Raw genomic sequence first — 17968 nt, 5'->3', positions numbered from 1 at the left:
AGCTTGCTGGCGTAGCCGTGCAGCAGGTCGCGCGCCGACAGCGGCGGGTCGTCGTCCCACAGGCGGTCGATGAGCCGGTCGGTGGTGATCAGGCGGCCCTCGGCCAGCAGGACGGCCAGCAGCAGCCGGTGCATCCGGGGACCCAGGTCCAGCCGCCCGGAGCCGGCGTGGACCTCGACCGGGCCGAGAATGCGAAACTCCACCTGGTGTCTCTTTCTGCCGTGTGGACGGGGAGTGCAGCAGAAGCGGATGCGCGCAGTTCGTCTACAAGTCTGCGCCATGTCCGCGACACGCGGCGCGGAAAGTCACCGGTGCCGCCCGTGGTCACGTCCCCCACGGCGTCCCCCACGGCGTTCTCCGCGGCCTCCCCCGCAACGTCCCCCACGGCCCGGCTCGGCGCCGGAGCGGATCACGAAACGGGGCCACGCCCCTCCCGCGCCGGAAGGCGGGTGGAGCGTGGCCCCGTACCGGAGATCAGAGCTGGACGTCTCCGACCAGGATCTCGGCGGCGGCCTGGCCGCACACCTTGGCGGATCCGTGGGTGGCGATGTGGATGGCCCCGAGGTCGGAACGGCCCGGCAGGCCCATCTCGACCACGACGGTGTCCGGACGGGCCGCCAGCAGGTGCTGCAGGGCGTCCATCTGCCAGGAATGCCGGTGGGCGTCGCGGACGACGGCGACCAGCGGACGGTCCACCGCGGCGGCCAGGACGGCCTCCACCGCACCGCCGGTGGCGGTCGAGGCGCCCAGCCGTGTCACGGTGGTGCCGGGCAGGAGCTTGCCGAGCGGCTCGCCGACCCCCCAGGGCGTGTCCTTCTCGATGGCCAGGTTCATCTCGGGAGCCAGCTCGACCACGTGCGGCGGAGCGGGCAGCGGGAGGACCGCGGTCGCCGAGCGGCGGGTGATCCTCAACGCCCGGCGGGCGGCCTCGAGCCCGATCGACACCTCCCCCGAGCGCGGAGGGGCGGAACGGAGCCGGTGCCTGTTCGTCTCCGCCCAGAGGGCCAGCCCGCGGACCCGCTCGGCCGCGTCGGCCAGCCGCTCCTCGGAGAGCCTGCCCTCGACCACCGCGTCCACGATGGCGTCGCGGACGCCGATGGCGGTCTGCTCGTCGGAGTTCTGACCGCCGATGCAGATCGCGTCCGCGCCTCCGGCGATGGCCATCGCCGAGGCGCCGCCGATGCCGTAGGGGCCGGAGACCGCGGTCATCTCGATGCCGTCGGTGATGATGACGCCCTCGAAGCCCAGTTCGACGCGGAGCAGGTCGTGCAGCACCCGGCCGCTGAGCGTGGCGGGCACTCCGGGGTCCAGCGCGGAGACCAGCAGGTGGCCCGTCATGACCGTGTGCACGCCTTCGGCGATGGCCGCGCGAAAGGGACGCAGCGCCACTTCGTGCAGTTCCTCGATCGACGCCGGGACCAGCGGGACGCTGTGGTGGGAGTCGACGGCGGTGTCGCCGTGACCGGGGAAGTGCTTGGCGCAGGCGGCGACGCCCGCGGACTGCAGGCCGCGGATCCAGGCCGCGGTGTGCCGGGCCACCAGGTCGGTGTCGGCGCCGAAGGACCTCAGGCCGATGACCGGGTTGTCCGGGTTGGAGTTGACGTCGGCCGAGGGCGCGAAGTCGAGGTTGACTCCCGCCAGGGCGAGGTCTCGGCCGAGGTCGGCGGCGATCTCCTCGGTGAGCGCGATGTCGTCGACCACGCCGAGGGCGAAGTTACCAGGCCGGGTGCTCCCGGCGGCGGCCTCCAGCCGCGTGACCTCCCCTGACTCCTCGTCGATGCCGACAAGGACCTGCGGGTTCTCCGCGCGGAGGGCCGCCGTGAGGTCGGCGACCTGCGAGGGGGTCGCGATGTTCCTGGAGAAGAGCACGACGCCGGTCAGGCCCTCACCGAGGCGTCGCCGTATCCAGTCAGGGGGCGACTTTCCCTCGAATCCCGGGAGAACAACCGTGTCCGCCAGACGAAGCAGCTCTTGGCCGCGCTTCATGCACCCTCCTCGCCTCACGGCCGGCCGGCATCTCATGCCGAGGACACGCGGACAACATGTTGTTAAGGCGCCTCGGGAGGAAGCGCTCCCATAGGCTTGGGCGCAAATCTAATAGGAAACTTTCTTTATCGCTAGGGGTCTGACCATGGGCCTTTCACACAGAGTCTGCACTCTGCGGTGGCTCATGGTGCCTGGGAGCGCTCCCGTGACACAGGGGAGACCGTCACCGAAGGCCACGGGACGCACCGCGTGCGTCATCACGCGACCGACCCGTTGACGGAACCGAGCACCGGACCCCCGGCCTGGAGGCCGTATCCGTCACGAGGCGACGGCGTGAAGAGCACGCACCTTAAGCAAACCTTAAGGCATGTCCAGGGTGGTGATGTTTATGAGTTTTGTCGGTAAGACACCTACTTTCACGCCGTTTTGGGGAAACCGGAATCTTGTGGGTGTCTCGTGAACTCCGGGCGGCTTGTCCGGTCCCCATCCGCGTACCGACCGGCCCTCCGGCGCGCCGCCGCCCCGAAGGGAACGGGCTTGTCGGCCGGGATCCCCGCCCGGCCACCCGGCCCGGCGACGGCCGGAACAACCGCCCGGCCATTTGGGCAAAGGCGAAGATGGGCGCGCGTGTTCCGGTGAACAAGCGATTACGTAAGGACTCATAATGAAAGGCGTGAACACGCGAAAGCACTCCGGCGGCACGGCCACCGGCCCCCTCAAGCGTCAGAGCACGATGAAGCGCGCGGCTTCGTCCGGCTCGGCCTCGGAGCGCCGCGACCACCTCGTCAAGCTCGCCGCCGAGCTCTTCGCCCGCAAGGGCTTCCAGGCGACCACCGTCCGCGAGATCGCGGAGGAGGCGGGCATCCTGTCCGGGAGTCTCTACCACCACTTCGACTCCAAGGAGACCATCGTCGACGAGGTGCTGACCACCTTCCTCGACGACCTCGTCGGCCGCTACCGCGCGGTGCTGGAGCGAGGAGGCGAGCCTCGCGCGATCCTCGCGGAGATGGTGCGCATCGGGTTCGGCACCCTGGAGCCGCACCGCGCGGCGATCACCGTCATGCAGAACGACTGGAACTACCTGCGCTCCCTGCCCGGCGACCGCTTCGACTACCTCGTCAAGGTCGAGGACGAGGTCGAGGGCATGTGGATCGAGCAGATCAAGCGGGGTCAGGCCGTCGGCCAGCTCCGGGCCGACGTGGACGCCAAGCTCACCTACCGCATGATCCGTGACAGCATCTGGGTCACGGTCCGCTGGTTCAAGGCCGACGGCCGGCTGAACACCGCCAACCTCGCCGAGCACTACGTCACGACCCTGTTCGACGGCCTGGCGACCGGCGAGCGGAGCAGTCAGAGGACGTGACGCCCCTTCGCGGGGCCCCCGGGCCCCGCCGGCCCGAGCCGTCGTGAGGCCCGGAGAGCGGGAGACACCGAACAACGTGAAGCGCCGGGAACACGAGGGTCCCCGGCGCGAGACGGTCGCCGTCAGGCCATCGGCGACCGGCGGACGTCAGTCGATCGTGTAGGGGTCGCCGTAGACCTTCCAGGACAGCGGCGGGTTCAGGTCCAGGTTGCCCTTCTTGAGGAACACCCGCTGCTCGGTGTCGACCCGGCTGGTGTTCTCGTGGGCGCTCTCGGCCTTCATCGCCACCTTGCGCGCGTCGAGGAAGGCGTTGAGGTACGTGACCTCGTCGCCGCCCTGCGCCGGGGGCTTGGCCTTCTTGAGGGCGTTCTTACGGATCGCCCCGAAGCTGAGCGAGTCGCCCCCGTTGCCGTGCATGACGATGGCGTCGTAGTAGATGAACTGCCCGAGGGCGCGCAGGCCATCCTTCTTGCCCTGGCTCACGGCCGGGTTGAAGTACACCCGGTCCCGCTCGTCGTCCTGCGCCTGCTGGAAGGCCTTGTCCTTGGCCGCGGTGGCCCAGTCCTTGGTGAAGTTGGGGTCCAGGCCCGCGTGCGAGTCGCTGCCGTTGACCTTGCGCAGCGCGGGCAGGTACTTGGCGAGCACGTTTCCGGGCTTGCGCTGGGTGTAGAGCTCGACGAGGTCCAGCATGTCCCCGGTGCCGGAGCAGAAGCCGACGATCCCTGCCGTGTAGCCACGCTCGTCGTCGATGTCCTCGATGTACTTGTACTGCGCCCTCCAGTCGAGGGAGGAGTTCTCCGCGCTGGAGACCAGCTTCATGGCGATCTCCTTCTTGGCCGGGTCGTCGAGGTTGACCCTGGCGGCGACCGTCGTCGCCGACGTCTCGGGGACAGGCGTCGGCTCGTCCGCCCGGACGGGGTTTCCGAAGGCGATCAGAGCCGGGGCCGCGACCAGGACGGGGGTGAGGAGAAAGCCGACGACACGGCTGGAACGCCGATCTGACGAGGTGGGCACAGGTTCTCCAGTGGGGTTATGGAGCTCTGCCACGGGCGGAGGTTTCCGCCCGCTCGTTAGGAAACTTTCCTAACGAACTTATCGCCCGAGGCACCCAGGAAGTCAATCCGCCCCCGGTTAACCCCGAAAAACGATCTCCCTAAGGGAACGTTAAGGGAACCCTCCGAGGTCGCCCGGCCCCTCCCTCATCACGGAGGCCGTCCGGACGGGAGAACGCGCGCGCTGCCCGGGGCGCCGCCGTACCGCCCCGCGGGCCGGTCGGCGGGCTCCCGCACCGGGAGACAGGATCAACGGCACCCCCGATTTCGGCCCGGCATCACCTTTTCGCAGTTCACATCCGAAAATCCGGGCACACCACGTGTGACGCGAAAGCCGAATGACTCCGTCTCCACCCGGCCCCGCCGTCGCGCACGGGAGGCCACGCCGCCCCGGCACCCGGAACCGGCCTTGAGAATGCGTCGGCGCGGTGGCCACACGGACCGAAATGCACCATCGGCCCCGCGCGCATGACAATCCGGCCCCGAGGGGCACCGGCCGCACAACAGTCCCGAAGGCGGGAACCTCCGTTGCCACCGCACCCCCCACAAACTGGGACGATTGACAGGAAACACCAGAATGGCGAAAGCGACGGACATTCTTTCGGCACCAAAACTTCCGGGATTGACACGGGGCAGCACCGGTACCACCCCTGACCAAAGTCAGCCGGGGAAGATATGACACGATCATGGGATATGCTCGATTTCATTCCGCGAATCCGACCGATTACCCGGAAGCGGCGGACGCCCCGGAGATCGACCCCACCGCTCCGTCGTCCACCGCAGTGAAAGACGTCAGAACAAGCGTTTTCAACGGACCGATATGCGAGGTGGCCGCCGATCCGGCCCCGGCGCCTCACGGACCGGACGAGGGGGTCGGCACGACCGGCGCCCCCGCCGGCGGATCCGGCGTCCCGCGAGGACACCGGACCGGCCCCGCCGAGCCCCAGAGCCCGGCTCAGACCGCCCATCGATTGGCTAGTTGTACTATCTAATTATGCGGATATCCCAGCTCAGCGCCGCGTCGGGCGTCCCCATCCCCACGATCAAGTACTACCTGCGCGAAGGTCTGCTCCCCTCGGGCGAGCAGACCTCGGCCACCAGGGCGGAGTACGGCGAGGCCCACGTGCGCAGGCTGCGGCTGATCCGCGCGCTGCTGGAGATCGGGCGGCTGCCGATCGCCTCCATCAGCAGGGTGCTCGCCGCCGTGGACGACGAGGAGCTGAGCATGCACCGCGTGCTGGGCACCGCCCACTACGCCCTAGCCCCCACCGTCACCCCGCCCGCCGACGAGGCGGAGTGGCGGCGCGCCCGCGCCGAGGCCGACCGCCTGATCGCCGACCTCGGCTGGCGGATCGAGCCCAGGGCGCCCACGCGCGACGAGCTGGCCCAGGCCATCCACATCCTCACCCAGTTCGGCATGCCCGCGACCGGCGAGGCCCTGCATCCCTACGCCGAGGCCGCGATCTCGCTGGTCGAGCACGAGGTGGGCATCATCCCCCTGGACGGCCCCCGCGAGACGGCGGTCGAGGCCCTGGTCGTCGGCACCGTCGTGCACGGCCGGATCCTCGACGTACTGCGCCGCCTCGCCCACGAATCGGCCTCGGCCCACATCTTCGGGGTGGACCCGGCGGAGGAGGACCGGGAGACGCCGTGAGCGGGCGGCTCACGACCCCCGCGGGGAGCCCGCAAAGTTTTCTTAACAAGACTGCCTGGTGAAACGGACCTGAGTAACATCCTGTTCACATATGGGCAACAGATGCGAAATCGCGACTTGCGAGTCTTTGGGAGCAGCAGATCACTCCCACCCCAAGGACTCCGCCGATGACCTTCAAGGCTGAATACATCTGGATCGACGGCACCGAGCCGACTGCCAAGCTCCGCTCGAAGACCAGGATTCTGGCCGACGGCGCCGAGCTTCCGCTGTGGGGCTTCGACGGATCCAGCACCAACCAGGCCGACGGCGGCTCCTCCGACCGCGTGCTCAAGCCGGTCTTCACCTGCCCGGACCCGATCCGCGGCGGCGGCAACGTGCTGGTGCTCTGCGAGGTTCTCAACCCCGACATGACCCCGCACGCCAGCAACACCCGCGCCGCCCTCGTCGAGGTGGCCGGGAAGTTCGCCGACCAGGAATCCTGGTTCGGCATCGAGCAGGAGTACACCTTCTTCAAGGAGGGCCGCCCGCTCGGCTTCCCGATCGGCGGCTTCCCCGCCCCGCAGGGTGGTTACTACTGCGGCGTCGGCGCCGACGAGGTCTTCGGCCGCGACGTCGTCGAGAAGCACCTGGACCTGTGCCTGGAGGCCGGTCTGGAGATCTCCGGCATCAACGCCGAGGTCATGCCCGGGCAGTGGGAGTTCCAGGTCGGCCCGGCGGGCCCGGTCGAGGTGGCCGACCACCTGTGGATCGCCCGCTGGCTGCTCTACCGCATCGCCGAGGACTTCGACATCGCCGCCACGCTCGACGCCAAGCCGGTGAAGGGCGACTGGAACGGCGCCGGCGCGCACACCAACTTCTCCACCAAGGCGATGCGTGAGGGCTACGACCCGATCATCACCGCCTGCGAGGCCCTCGCCGTCAACGCCATGGAGCACGTCAAGCACTACGGCGCCGGCATCGAGGAGCGCCTCACCGGTCACCACGAGACCGCCCCGTGGAACGAGTTCAGCTACGGCGTCTCCGACCGCGGCGCCTCGGTCCGCATCCCCTGGCAGGTCGAGGTGGAGAAGAAAGGCTACATCGAGGACCGCCGCCCCAACGCCAACGCCGACCCGTACCTGGTGACCCGTCTCATCGTCGACACCTGCTGCACCGCTCTGGAGAAGGCCGGTCAGGTCTGATCCGACGCGTGCCGGGGCCACGGCCACCCTGCCGGGGTGGCCGTGGCCCCGGCACGTTCCCGCGGCGTTCACGGTGTCCGCGGTGCTCGCGCGGTGCCCGCGCGCAGGGAGTCCACGGCGCCGGCCTGCGGATCCCCCTGGTGGGACGGGACACGGACAGGTAGGGTAGCGACGCCCGTTCTAGGAGACATGCTCCAAAATGATTAACATGTCGCCAAATAAGGTGCTTTAGGACAACGCTAAACCGCACCGCGCGCCGTAGCATGACTGCGATGCGGGACGTCGTGGAACAGTTGCAGCGCCTGGGCATGTCGGGTTACGAGGCCAAGGCGTATGTCACGTTGGTGGTCGCCGGGCAGCCGCTCAACGGTTATGAGGTGGCCAAGCGTTCGGGGGTGCCACGGAGCACCGTCTACGAGACGCTGGGCAAGCTGGTCGCCAAGGGGGCGGCCTACGAACTGCGTGGCCCGGAGGAGGCCGTCGGCTACCTGCCGCTGCCCCCCAAGTCGCTGCTGGAACGGATGCGCAGGGAGTTCGACGACTCGATCGAGTCGCTGCAGGCCTCCCTGCCCACGATCGTGGCGCCGCCCGGGGCGCACATGATCCACAATCTCAAGGGCACGGAGGCGGTGCTGGCACGGGCCGAGGACGTGATAGCCGCCGCGCGCACCGATCTCTTCCTGTCGATCTGGCCGGAGGAGATGAAGCCGCTGTTCCCCCTGGTCGGACGGGCGGTCGAGCGCGGGGTCGAGGTCTCCGTGGTGCACTTCGGCCCGGCCGAGGTCACGGTCGGGCACCTGTACGAACACCGCTTCCCCGTGCCCGACCTGGTCATGGAGAACCTGGGCTGCAGCCTCCTGGTGGTCGTCGGCGACAGCGACCAGGTCCTGATCGGCGGCTTCGTGAACGGCTCGGCCTGGGGCGTCTACACCGAGGACCCGGCCGTGGTCCTGATGTCCGTGGAGTACATCAAGCACGACATCGCCCTGCAGATCATCGCCGATCGGTTCGGGCACGAGGTACTGCGCGAGCTCTGGAACGGCGACCCCGACCTCATGCGACTGCGCGCCGCCCACGGCCACCCCGCGGCCCTGCTCCGCGCCGTGGGGATGCCCGATCCGTGATCATCCGCCAAGGCGGTTCTCAACAGGGGATATGACATCCTTCGTAGGAGGTTGTCGAAGTTCGATTCGGGAGAAGGCAGGTCATGGACAAACCGGTCATCGTAACGGTCGATGACGATCCGGGTGTCTCGCGCGCCGTGGCACGTGACCTGAGGCGTCGTTACGGCCAGTCCTACCGTGTCGTCAGGGCCGACAGCGCGCCCCAGGGCATGGACAGCGTGCGCGAGATGCGGCTGCGCGGCGACGACGTCGCGGCGATCCTCGCCGACTACCGGATGCCCCAGATGAACGGCGTGGAGTTCCTGGAGCAGGCGATGGACCTGTATCCCTACGCCCGCCGCGTGCTGCTGACCGCCTATGCCGACACCGAGGCGGCCATCCAGGCGATCAACGTCGTGGACCTCGACCACTACATGCTCAAGCCGTGGGATCCGCCGGAGGAGAAGTTCTACCCGATCCTGGACTCCCTGCTCGACGCCTGGCAGCGGGCCGACCGGCGCGAGTCCGACGAGCTGCGGGTCGTCGGGGCGCGCTGGTCCGCGAGGTCCTACGAGGTCCGAGACTTCCTGTCGCGCAACCAGGTGCCCTACCGCTGGATCCTGGCCGACTCCCCCGAGGGCGCGCAGTTGCTCGCCGCCGCGGGCGAGGAGAGCGAGGAAGGCGAGATCAGCCCGGCCAGGCTGCCGCTGGTCGTCACCGGCGAGGGCACGAAGCTCATCGCGCCCGACGCCTCGACGCTGGCCGCGGCCGTCGGCCTGTCCACCGCTCCGGCCACCGACTTCTACGACCTGATCGTCATCGGCGGCGGCCCCGGCGGGCTCGGGGCGGCGGTCTACGGCGCCTCCGAGGGGCTGCGCACGGTGATGGTCGAGCAGCACGCCTCCGGCGGGCAGGCCGGGCAGAGCTCCCGCATCGAGAACTACCTGGGCTTCCCCGACGGCGTCTCCGGCGCCCAGCTCGCCGACCGCGCCCGCCGCCAGGCCCTGAAGTTCGGTGCCGAGCTGCTGACCGCCCGTACGGTCACCAGCCTGGAGGTCAAGGGCCGGGCCCGGGTGGTCGGCTTCGCCGACGGCGGCAGCATCGCCGCGCACACCGTGATCATCGCCACCGGCGTCTCCTACCGGAGGCTGGCCGCCCCGGGCCTGGACGACTTCGTCGGCCGGGGCACCTACTACGGCGCGGCCGTGACCGAGGCGCCCGAGTGCCGCGGCTGCGAGGTCTACGTCGTCGGAGCCGCCAACTCGGCCGGGCAGGGCGCGGTCTACCTCTCCGGATACGCCGACAGGGTCCACCTGATCGTCAGGGGCGACGGGCTGGAGAAGTCCATGTCGCACTACCTGATCGAGCAGATCGCCCAGATCCCGAACATCGAGGTGCACACCGGGACCGAGGTGGTCGGCGCGGAGGGCGGCGACCACCTGGAACGGATCACCCTCAAGGGGCCGGACGGCGAGCGCACGGTCGAGACCGAGCGGTTGTTCGTCTTCATCGGCGCCGAGCCGTTCACCGACTGGCTCGGCGACACGATCGAGCGCGACTCCAAGGGTTTCGTCCTCACCGGGCCCGATCTGACCGCCTCGGAGAACCGCCCCCGCAACTGGCCGCTGCGGCGCGAGCCGTACCACCTGGAGACCAACGTGCCCGGCGTGTTCGCCGCCGGGGACGTCAGAGCCGATTCGATCAAGCGGGTCGCCTCGGCGGTCGGCGAGGGGGCCATGGCCGTGGCCCTCGTCCACCGCTACCTGGAGAAGACCTGACCCCCTCCCACCCCCGAAAGAACCGGGATTCCCGGCCGAAACCGGGTGGTTCGCGGTTCGTCCACACTGGAGGAACGTGGTGACCGAGCGAGGCGAGGACCTGGACGAGGACAACGAGGACAACGAGGACAACGAGGACAACGAGGACACGGTGCCCGGGCAGGAGGCGGGCGGATGGGACGGGGGTCCCGCACGACGCCGCACCTGGGCCGTGGGCGACGGAGGAGGCCTCATGACCAGCACCGACGTGCTTCGCGGACTGTTCCTCTTCGAGAAACTCGACGAGGAGAAACTCCGCTGGCTGGCCGCCTACGGCGAGGAGCGGGAGTTCGGCGCGGGCGAGACGGTCATCCGGCAGGGCGATCCGGCCGACTGCTTCGTCGTGCTCATCGACGGCGAGGTCGTCATGTCCACCGAGACCCCGGCGGGAGTGGTGAACATGACGCCCACCTCCCAGGTCGGCGTCTACGCCGGGGCGACCCTGGCCTACCTCGGCGACCGCGCCCCCGAGACCTACGCCCACTCGCTGCGCGCGACCAAGCCCTCCCGGCTCTTCGTGCTCCCCGCCAGGAAGTACGGCAAGATCCTCACCGAGTGGTTCCCGATGGCGGTGCACCTGCTCGACGGGGTACGCCTGGGCGGCCTGGCCCAGCGGGAGTTCATCGACCGGCGGCAGCGGCTGACCGCGCTCGGCACGATCACCGCCGGGCTCACCCACGAGCTCAACAACCCGGCGGCGGCGGCCGTACGCGCCGTGGGCGAGCTGCGGGACAAGATCCGGTCGGCGCGGCGGCAGCTGGCCGACATGGCCGAGAGCGGCATTCCGCCCGAGCGGCTGCGCGCGCTGATCGACGTGCAGGAGCACTGCGCCGACAGCGTCGGGACCGCGCCCTCGCGCTCCCCGCTGGAGACCTCCGACGCCGAGGACGAGCTGAGCGACGCGCTCGAGGAGGCCGGGGTCGAGAACGCCTGGGAGCTCGCCGCACCGCTGGTGAGCGCCGGATTCGGGCCGGAGAACCTGGAGAACGTCCGGGGCGAGGTGGGGCGGGAACACCTGGCGGGGGCGGTGCGCTGGATGGCCGAGGCCGTCGAGATCTCCCAGATGCTCGACGAGGTGACCGACGCGACCGAGCGGATCTCGGCCCTGCTCGCCTCGGCCAAGCAGTACTCCCAGATGGACCGCGCGCCGTACCAGACGGTCGACGTCCGGGAGCTGCTGGACAGCACGCTGACCATGTTCCGGGGCAAGATCCCGCCGGGGATCACCCTGGCCACCGACTACGACCCCGCGCTGCCGCCGCTGCCCGCCTACGCCGGGGAGCTCAACCAGGTGTGGACCAACCTGATCCACAACGCGCTGGACGCGATGGCCGGAACCGGCACGCTCACCGTCCGCACCCGCCTCGAACACGACACCACCGCGCTGATCGAGATCTGCGACACCGGCCCCGGTGTCCCCGAGCACCTGCGTGAGCGGATCTTCGAGCCGTTCTTCACCACGAAGGCGGTCGGCGAGGGCACCGGGCTGGGCCTGGACATCTCCTTCCGCATCGTGGCCGGCCGCCACGGCGGCGACCTGCGCGTGGAGTCCGTCCCCGGGGACACCCGCTTCCAGGTACGGCTCCCGCTGACCGAACCGCCCGCCTGAGCCCCGGCCCGGCTCCCCTCCTCGCCCCGCCCGGCGGCGAGGGGACGGACCGGGAAGGAGGGCGGGGCCGGAGCCTCAGCCGTGGACGCCGCCGACCATGTCCATCAGGCGGGCCAGCACGCGGTCACCCGAGACGCGGACGCCGTCGTGCTCCCACTCGTTGGTCACCCACGTCCGCACGTTGCCGACCGCTCGGGCGGTCCGCGTGGACAGGCCCTCGTCGACGTACATGTCGTCGTAGTAGACGGCCGCGGCCACCGGGACCCGGTTGGCGGCCAGCCGTACCGGGTCGTAGAGGTCGGGCCACCCGGACTCGGCGGCGAGGATCTCCGCGGCGCCCCTGAAGGGACGCAGCGCCGCGATCTCGTCGAACATCCAGGGATAGATCATCTCTCCGGTGGGCAGCAGCGGCCGGGCGTCCTCGGCGAACTCGGGGGGCAGCAGCCGGTGCGCGGCCCAGGCGGTCGCGGCCCCCTGGGCGTAGATCGGCTCGTGCAGGACCGCGTAGAGCGGGTTGCCGACGAAGCCGGTGGCCATCATGGCCTCGTAGAGGAACAGGTCGGAGAGCGCGCCGCCGGTCCACGCCTCGTCGAGAACCCAGTGCAGGTAGTCGGCGCCGTCGCTCATCCCCAGGCACATGCCCATGGTCTGCAGGCGCCGCACGGTCAGCCTGTCGCCGTCGGGAAGCCTGACGTCCTCCTCGGCCAGATGGGCGGCGATCGCGTCCAGCCGGGCGGAGTCCTCGGGGTAGCGGGCGAAGAAACGGTCCACCTTGCCGCGGACGCGGGGGTAGGTGCGGGAGTAGACGTCGTCCGCGGACGCGTCGAGCCCCGGCAGCCCGCCGGTCACGTAGCAGGCGGTCAGGCCCTCCGGCGCCCGGGAGAGGTAGGTCAGCGTGACGAACCCGCCGTAGCTCTGGCCGAGGGTCTCCCACGGCCGGTCACCGGCCAGCTCACGCCGGATCAGCTCGGCGTCCGCCACGATGGCGTCGGCGCGGAAGTGCGTGAGACGGGCGGCGAGCTCGGCGTCCGTACCGGTCACCGTCTTGGCGGTGACCGGGGTGCTGCGGCCCGTTCCCCGCTGGTCGAGCAGGAGCACCCGGTGGGTCTTCAGCGCGTGTCCCAGCCAGCCGTCGGCCGCGGCGGGCCTGGGCGACTTGCCGCCGGGACCGCCCTGGAAGAAGACCAGCCACGGCAGGTTGTGGTCCCGTTTGCCCGGATCGACGGCTTCCCGGGCGAAGACCTCGATCTTCTCGCCGCCGGGGTCGGCGTGGTCGAGCGGAACGGTGAAGACGTGGTCGGTGAGCGCCACGCCGGGCAGAAGGACGGTCACCCGCGAAACGGTACCCGTTCCCCCGTTCCCCCGCCCCGGCGGCATGACCGCACGGAGAGCACGGCGGTGACCACGACCGGCACGGCGGACACCGTGGCCGCGACCGGCGTGGCTTGGACGCCCGTCCCGTGGGTGCCTGCCCGCCCTGGGCAGGGTCGCCTTTTCCATCGGCACCCACTGGAGATATATGCAGTTTTAGTGGTGTCCATCCCTTTTAGTGATATGTGTCCCTGAAAGCGGCTGTATCGATGCCCGAACACCACTTTCTGCCTCCAGTTAAGCGGTCCGGTTATGTCATACTCCACCCCGTGGACTTTCTCGTGCTGGGTTCCCTGACGATCGCACACCAGGGCAGGTCCACCGCCCCCAGCGCCGCCAAAGACCGCGCCTTCCTCGGCGAACTGCTCGCCCACCCCGGCGAACTGGTCTCGACCGAGCACCTCGCCGAGGCACTCTGGCCCGACCGCCTTCCCGCCGACCCCGCGAACGCCGTTCAGGTGCGCGCCTCCCGGCTGCGCACGCTGCTGCGGTCCATCGCCGCTCCGGCGGAGGCGGAAACGGTGCTGTGCAGCAGATCGGGCGGCTACAAGCTCGATCTCGGCGACACGGGCACCGACCTGTCGCGCCTGCAGGGGGCACTGTCCCTGGCCGACCGGGCCGACACCCCGGAGTCGGCGGCGGCGGTGCTGCGGGAGGGGCTGGCGCTGTGGCGAGGGGAGCCGTTCTGCGACGTACCGCAGACGCACTGCGTCCTCGATCAGGTGGCGCACGCCCACGAGCTGCGCCTTTCGGCCATGGAGGCGTACGCCGAGGCGAGCCTGGCCGGGGCCGGGGTTCCGGCCACCCTGATCGCCGACCTGGCGACGCTGGCCGGTCGCAACCCGCTGCGCGAGCCGCTGCACCACCGGCTGATGCGCGCCCTGCACGCGACCGGCAGGTCGGCCGAGGCGCTCACGCTCTACGAACGGCTCCGCAGAACCCTCCGCGACGAACTGGGCACCGACCCCCGGCCCGAGTTGCGCGCCCTGCACGCCGAGATCCTGACCGCGGAGCCGATCCCGTGGCGTCCGGTCGCCCTCGTCCAGGGGGGCGGATCGCCGGAACCGCGACAGGAGGAGCGCGAGATCGCCTTCCACGAGGGCGGAGCCGGACGAGAAGCCGGAGAGGGCGGGGAAGAGGACCCGGCGGCCGCCGTCGGCGAGGCCGGGACGGCGGACGACGGCGGCCGCGCCGAGCCGCCGGACGACGGGGCCGCGAACGGCGGTCCCGGGAACGGCGGTGGCGGGGCCCGTCCGGCGAACGGTGATCAAGGGGCCGGAGGGGAACGGCCGGGCCCCCGCGAGGAGCGGAGCCGCGCTCCGCTGGGATTCCGCACCCGCCGTACGGCCGTGGCGGCCGCCGTGATCGTCGTCGCCTGCCTGGCCGCGCTCGCGGCCTACCTGTGGTGGAGCCCGGCCGGACGTCCCCCCGAGCCCCACCTGACCCGACCCATCCCCGGCGACAAGTCACGGCTGGCCGCCGACGTCACCTACCCCGACGGCAGCGCGGTCCGGGCCGGGGAGACGTTCGTCAAGACGTGGAAGATCGACAACATCGGCACGGTCCCGTGGCGGAACCGCTATCTGTACCGTCAGTGGCCCTGGGACGGTGAGGACCTGTGCCAGACGGACCGGAGCCTGCGGATACCCGACACGGATCCGGGACAGTCGGCGCTGGTGAACGTGCGGGTGCAGGCGCCGAAGGAACCGGCCAGGTGCAAGGTCTACTGGAAGATGGTCGACTCGGACGGCAACCAGTACATGCCCCATCTGAGCGGGATCTTCTTCGACGTACAGGTCGTCCCCTGAGAGACGTGCGGGCCGTCCCCTGAGAAACGGTGCGGACCGGCCGCGAAAGAGGCTGCCGGCACCCCGCTGACCTGGACCTTCACGATTCCTGTCGGCCGCATCGCGACCGGCCGGGCGCCGGCGCCCGCCGTACAGCGAACCTACAGGGCACGTCGACAGGCTTGGTCCACGGGACGGCCGCGCCGCCGTCCCCGGCCGCCCCGCCGCCCCGAGGAGCCCGTCCTCCCTCTCCGCTTTCTCCATCCCGGTCCGCGGACCGGTCCACGGGGGCGTGCCCGCCGATCCGTTCCGTCCAGCCGGTGCCCGCGGACCACCCGACGGGCGCGGGGGTGAGGGTCGGCGGGCGCCCGAACCGCCGCCCGCGCCGACGGCCCCGGGCCGGGTCCGCGTCACGGTTTCCGGCTCGAATCCACGCCGCCAACACTTGCCGTACAGTTGCCGAAAAGGCCACCTCTTTGTGACGTCTTCGCCGATTATTTAGACCGACCTTTTATGCGAAATTCGCGAACCGTGACAACCGGCGGCGGGGGTGAGACCGTCGAACAGGCGACGGCGCTCGGAGGGGGACTCCAATGGTTCCGGGATATCACGAGGTTCGAGAGCTCGGCGCGGGAGGCGGCGGCCGGGTGGTGCTGGCCACATACGCCGCCACCGGCGCCTATGTGGCGATCAAGTATCTGAACGAACCCCTGCGGCAGGATCACCGGTTCCTGGCGCGCTTCCGGGAGGAGGCGCGCGTCATGGTGGAGTTGCACGATCCGAACGTGGTCCAGTTCTACGAGTACTACGAGGACGTGCTCCAGGCCGCGATCGTCATGGAGCTGGTCGACGGCGTCGCGCTCAGGAGGATCCTGGCCGACCACGGCACCACGAGCCCGGAGGCGGCGCTCGTGGTGCTCAAAGGCTCGCTGCTGGGCCTGGCGTTCGCGCACTCCGCCGGGATCGTGCATCGTGACTACAAGCCGGAGAACGTGCTGATCCAGGCGGACGGCAGCAGCAAGCTGACGGACTTCGGCGTCGCGGCCCGCACCGGGGAGCCGGGCACACCGGCGGGCACCCCTCCCTACATGGCTCCGGAACAGTGGACCGGGCACCCCGCGACGGCGGCGAGCGACGTCTACGCGGCCACGTGCGTGTTCTTCGAGTGCCTCACCGGGCACAGGCCGTACCGGGGCGACCACCAGGCCGCGCTGATGCACCAGCACCGCAACGCGCCGATCCCGCTGGAGGCGGTGCCGGGTTCGGTGCGCGGGCTGGTCGCGCGGGGCATGGCGAAGAACCCGGCGGACCGGCCCGCGACGGCCGAGGCGTTCGTCGTGGAACTGGAGGCGGCGGCGGCCGCCGCCTACGGGCCCGAGTGGGAACAGCGCGGGCGGCGGCACCTGGCCGAGCTCGCCACGCTGCTGGCGCTGACCTTCCCGCTGGCCAGGCCCACCCGGAAGGTGAGCAGCTCGATCGCGCGGAGCGTGGTCGGCCGCGTGGGCGGGGTTCGCCGCCCACGGCTGGGGCCCCGGATCCTGGCCGGGGTGGCCGTGATCACCGTCGCGGTCACCGTCGGGATGGTCGCCTCAAGCCGCTCGCCCGACCGCCTCTCCGCCGACACGATCTTCACCCCGGCACCGAGCTCCCCCTCCGCCGAGGAGAGACCGCCCTCCGGCACGGAGGGATCCTCTCCACAGGAACCGGCCTCCGCCTTCCAGCCGTCGGGACACGACACGGGCCAGGACTCGGCCCCGTCCGGGAACACCAGCCCGAGCCGTCCCGACCACTCCTCCGGCTCCACCTCCTCCGGCGGGGAAACCGGCTCGAAGCCGCCGTCCCCCACCCACACCCCTGTCCGTCCTCACACGCCGCCCCCGAACACACCGCCTCCGACCACGCCGCCCCCGGCCCCCGTACACGGGGTCAGCGACCTGGCGATCTCCCGGATGGACGCGGGCGGGGCGACGGTCAGCCTGCGCGCCTCCACCCCGGCGAACGTCGTGCTGACCGTCAGGTTCGCCGAGGGCGACGACCCCGACCGGCTGACCGAGGCGCCCCCGCGCGGCTTCACGCTCACCGGGGCCGACGCCTACTCCCAGCCCATCCTGCACGCCTTCACCGTTCCCGCCTGTGACCAGACCCTCTACCGGCGGGTCACGGCCTCCACCTCGCCCCGGGCCGCGGGTGGGACGGTGAGCCGTACGGCGGAGGTCACGGGCGCGCCGTGCCCGGCCCCGCCGGTCCAGAACGTGAAGATCGCCTCCTGGGACGGCGACGCGGCGACCGTCAAGGTCCGCGCGGGAGGTCCCGGCAAGGTACGGCTCACGGCCGTCTTCACCCGTAAGGACGGCGAGGGCACCGCGAGTACCGTGAGCACCCTGAACAGGACCCTGTCCGGCGAGACCGGCTACACCGTGGACCTTCCCGGACCGTCGGTGGACGTCCCCTGCGACGGGCGGGCCGTGCTCGGGCTCACGGTCACCACCGACCTTCCCGCGGCCAACGGGACACAGTACGAGGAGGCCACGGTCGAGGGCGAAAAATGCGCGCCCCCGGCGGTCACGATCACCTCCTTCTCCGGCACGACGGTCGGTTTCCGGGTACGGACCTCGAGCACCTCACCGGTGACGGTGAAGGTGGGGTTCACCCAGACGGTCGTCACCGGAGAGGCGGGCAAGCCGACCGGTGACGTCAAGGTGCTGGAGCTGTCGGGACGCACCGAGTACCGCCAGTCGGTCACCGGCGTGTTCGCCCCGCTGCCCGAGTGCGGCCGGTACGTCCGGCGGGTCGTGACGATCACCACTGTCCCCGTGGGGGAGGGCGACTCCAGCGAGAGAAGGATCGAGCTTCCCTCCTGCCAGCCGGAACCGTCCTCCGACGGGACGACGGGCGACGGGCACGACAGCGGGGCCGGTGACGCCACGAACGACGGCGGAACGTATGACGCCGGGGGAAACGGATGACCCTCCCCGGCGGCCCGCGCCGGTGAGGGCCGGCACCGGCCCGGGCGTCTGAGCGGGAGACGCGCGGCTCCGGGCGTAC

General features: G+C 70.6%; 11 protein-coding genes and 1 pseudogene. 8 read left to right on the top strand and 4 right to left on the bottom strand.

Annotation, left to right across the window (positions count from 1 at the left end):
• Both AB0N02_RS43700 and AB0N02_RS43695 read right to left on the bottom strand, forming a co-directional pair.
• Positions 1-203: pseudogene (locus AB0N02_RS43700) on the bottom strand (hypothetical protein); the annotation flags it as partial.
• A 271-nt stretch (positions 204-474) separates the two neighbouring features.
• Complete coding sequence (locus tag AB0N02_RS43695) at positions 475-1986, bottom strand: glycoside hydrolase family 3 N-terminal domain-containing protein (RefSeq protein WP_363960286.1); 1512 nt, start codon at positions 1984-1986, stop codon at positions 475-477.
• 673 nt (positions 1987-2659) lie between these two features.
• On the opposite strand from AB0N02_RS43695, the gene AB0N02_RS43690 reads away from it, so the two are divergent.
• Positions 2660-3349: a TetR/AcrR family transcriptional regulator gene (locus tag AB0N02_RS43690; RefSeq protein ID WP_363960283.1), complete on the top strand. Its 690-nt coding sequence runs from the start codon at positions 2660-2662 to the stop codon at positions 3347-3349.
• Between the two features lie 147 nt (positions 3350-3496).
• Here the strand turns inward: AB0N02_RS43690 and AB0N02_RS43685 are convergent, their stop codons facing one another.
• Positions 3497-4363, bottom strand: a complete 867-nt coding sequence (locus AB0N02_RS43685) for a chitosanase (RefSeq protein WP_363960280.1) — start codon at positions 4361-4363, stop codon at positions 3497-3499.
• A 1032-nt stretch (positions 4364-5395) separates the two neighbouring features.
• On the opposite strand from AB0N02_RS43685, the gene AB0N02_RS43680 reads away from it, so the two are divergent.
• The 5 genes from AB0N02_RS43680 to AB0N02_RS43660 all read left to right on the top strand — a co-directional run bounded on the left by AB0N02_RS43680 (position 5396) and on the right by AB0N02_RS43660 (position 11765).
• Positions 5396-6055 carry a MerR family transcriptional regulator gene (locus tag AB0N02_RS43680; RefSeq protein ID WP_363960277.1) on the top strand — a complete coding sequence of 220 codons (660 nt, stop codon included), beginning with the start codon at positions 5396-5398 and terminating at the stop codon, positions 6053-6055.
• Between the two features lie 167 nt (positions 6056-6222).
• Positions 6223-7236 carry a glutamine synthetase gene (gene glnII, locus AB0N02_RS43675; protein ID WP_363960274.1) on the top strand — a complete coding sequence of 338 codons (1014 nt, stop codon included), beginning with the start codon at positions 6223-6225 and terminating at the stop codon, positions 7234-7236.
• Positions 7237-7508: 272 nt separating this feature from the next.
• Positions 7509-8360 carry a helix-turn-helix domain-containing protein gene (locus AB0N02_RS43670; protein WP_363960271.1) on the top strand — a complete coding sequence of 284 codons (852 nt, stop codon included), beginning with the start codon at positions 7509-7511 and terminating at the stop codon, positions 8358-8360.
• Between the two features lie 83 nt (positions 8361-8443).
• A complete protein-coding gene (locus tag AB0N02_RS43665; protein ID WP_363960268.1) occupies positions 8444-10117 on the top strand; it encodes an FAD-dependent oxidoreductase in 1674 nt (557 codons plus the stop codon).
• 79 nt (positions 10118-10196) lie between these two features.
• Positions 10197-11765, top strand: a complete 1569-nt coding sequence (locus tag AB0N02_RS43660) for an ATP-binding protein (RefSeq protein WP_363960265.1) — start codon at positions 10197-10199, stop codon at positions 11763-11765.
• A gap of 75 nt (positions 11766-11840) precedes the next feature.
• Here the strand turns inward: AB0N02_RS43660 and AB0N02_RS43655 are convergent, their stop codons facing one another.
• Positions 11841-13097: an alpha/beta fold hydrolase gene (locus AB0N02_RS43655; protein ID WP_363960263.1), complete on the bottom strand. Its 1257-nt coding sequence runs from the start codon at positions 13095-13097 to the stop codon at positions 11841-11843.
• A 308-nt stretch (positions 13098-13405) separates the two neighbouring features.
• Between AB0N02_RS43655 and AB0N02_RS43650 the strand changes: the two genes are divergently transcribed.
• Both AB0N02_RS43650 and AB0N02_RS43645 read left to right on the top strand, forming a co-directional pair.
• Positions 13406-14944 (top strand): BTAD domain-containing putative transcriptional regulator, encoded by a 1539-nt coding sequence (locus AB0N02_RS43650; RefSeq protein ID WP_363960260.1) that lies wholly within the window; start codon positions 13406-13408, stop codon positions 14942-14944.
• 572 nt (positions 14945-15516) lie between these two features.
• Positions 15517-17889 carry a serine/threonine-protein kinase gene (locus AB0N02_RS43645; protein ID WP_363960257.1) on the top strand — a complete coding sequence of 791 codons (2373 nt, stop codon included), beginning with the start codon at positions 15517-15519 and terminating at the stop codon, positions 17887-17889.
• Positions 17890-17968 lie beyond the last annotated feature (79 nt).

This window comes from Streptosporangium sp. NPDC051022 (assembly GCF_040683035.1).
Taxonomy (GTDB): Bacteria; Actinomycetota; Actinomycetes; order Streptosporangiales; family Streptosporangiaceae; genus Streptosporangium.
The sequence above is the reverse complement of the archived record's forward strand: the minus strand, read 5'-3'. Positions and strand labels throughout refer to the sequence as shown.

What these genes read in the sequence shown, in the direction of transcription:
- AB0N02_RS43645 (WP_363960257.1), top strand. Translation starts at nt 15,517, where the DNA reads ATGGTTCCGGGATATCACGAGGTTCGAGAGCTCGGCGCGGGAGGCGGC.
- AB0N02_RS43680 (WP_363960277.1), top strand. Translation starts at nt 5,396, where the DNA reads ATGCGGATATCCCAGCTCAGCGCCGCGTCGGGCGTCCCCATCCCCACG.
- AB0N02_RS43670 (WP_363960271.1), top strand. Translation starts at nt 7,509, where the DNA reads ATGCGGGACGTCGTGGAACAGTTGCAGCGCCTGGGCATGTCGGGTTAC.
- AB0N02_RS43695 (WP_363960286.1), bottom strand. Translation starts at nt 1,986, where the DNA reads ATGAAGCGCGGCCAAGAGCTGCTTCGTCTGGCGGACACGGTTGTTCTC.
- glnII (WP_363960274.1), top strand. Translation starts at nt 6,223, where the DNA reads ATGACCTTCAAGGCTGAATACATCTGGATCGACGGCACCGAGCCGACT.
- AB0N02_RS43665 (WP_363960268.1), top strand. Translation starts at nt 8,444, where the DNA reads ATGGACAAACCGGTCATCGTAACGGTCGATGACGATCCGGGTGTCTCG.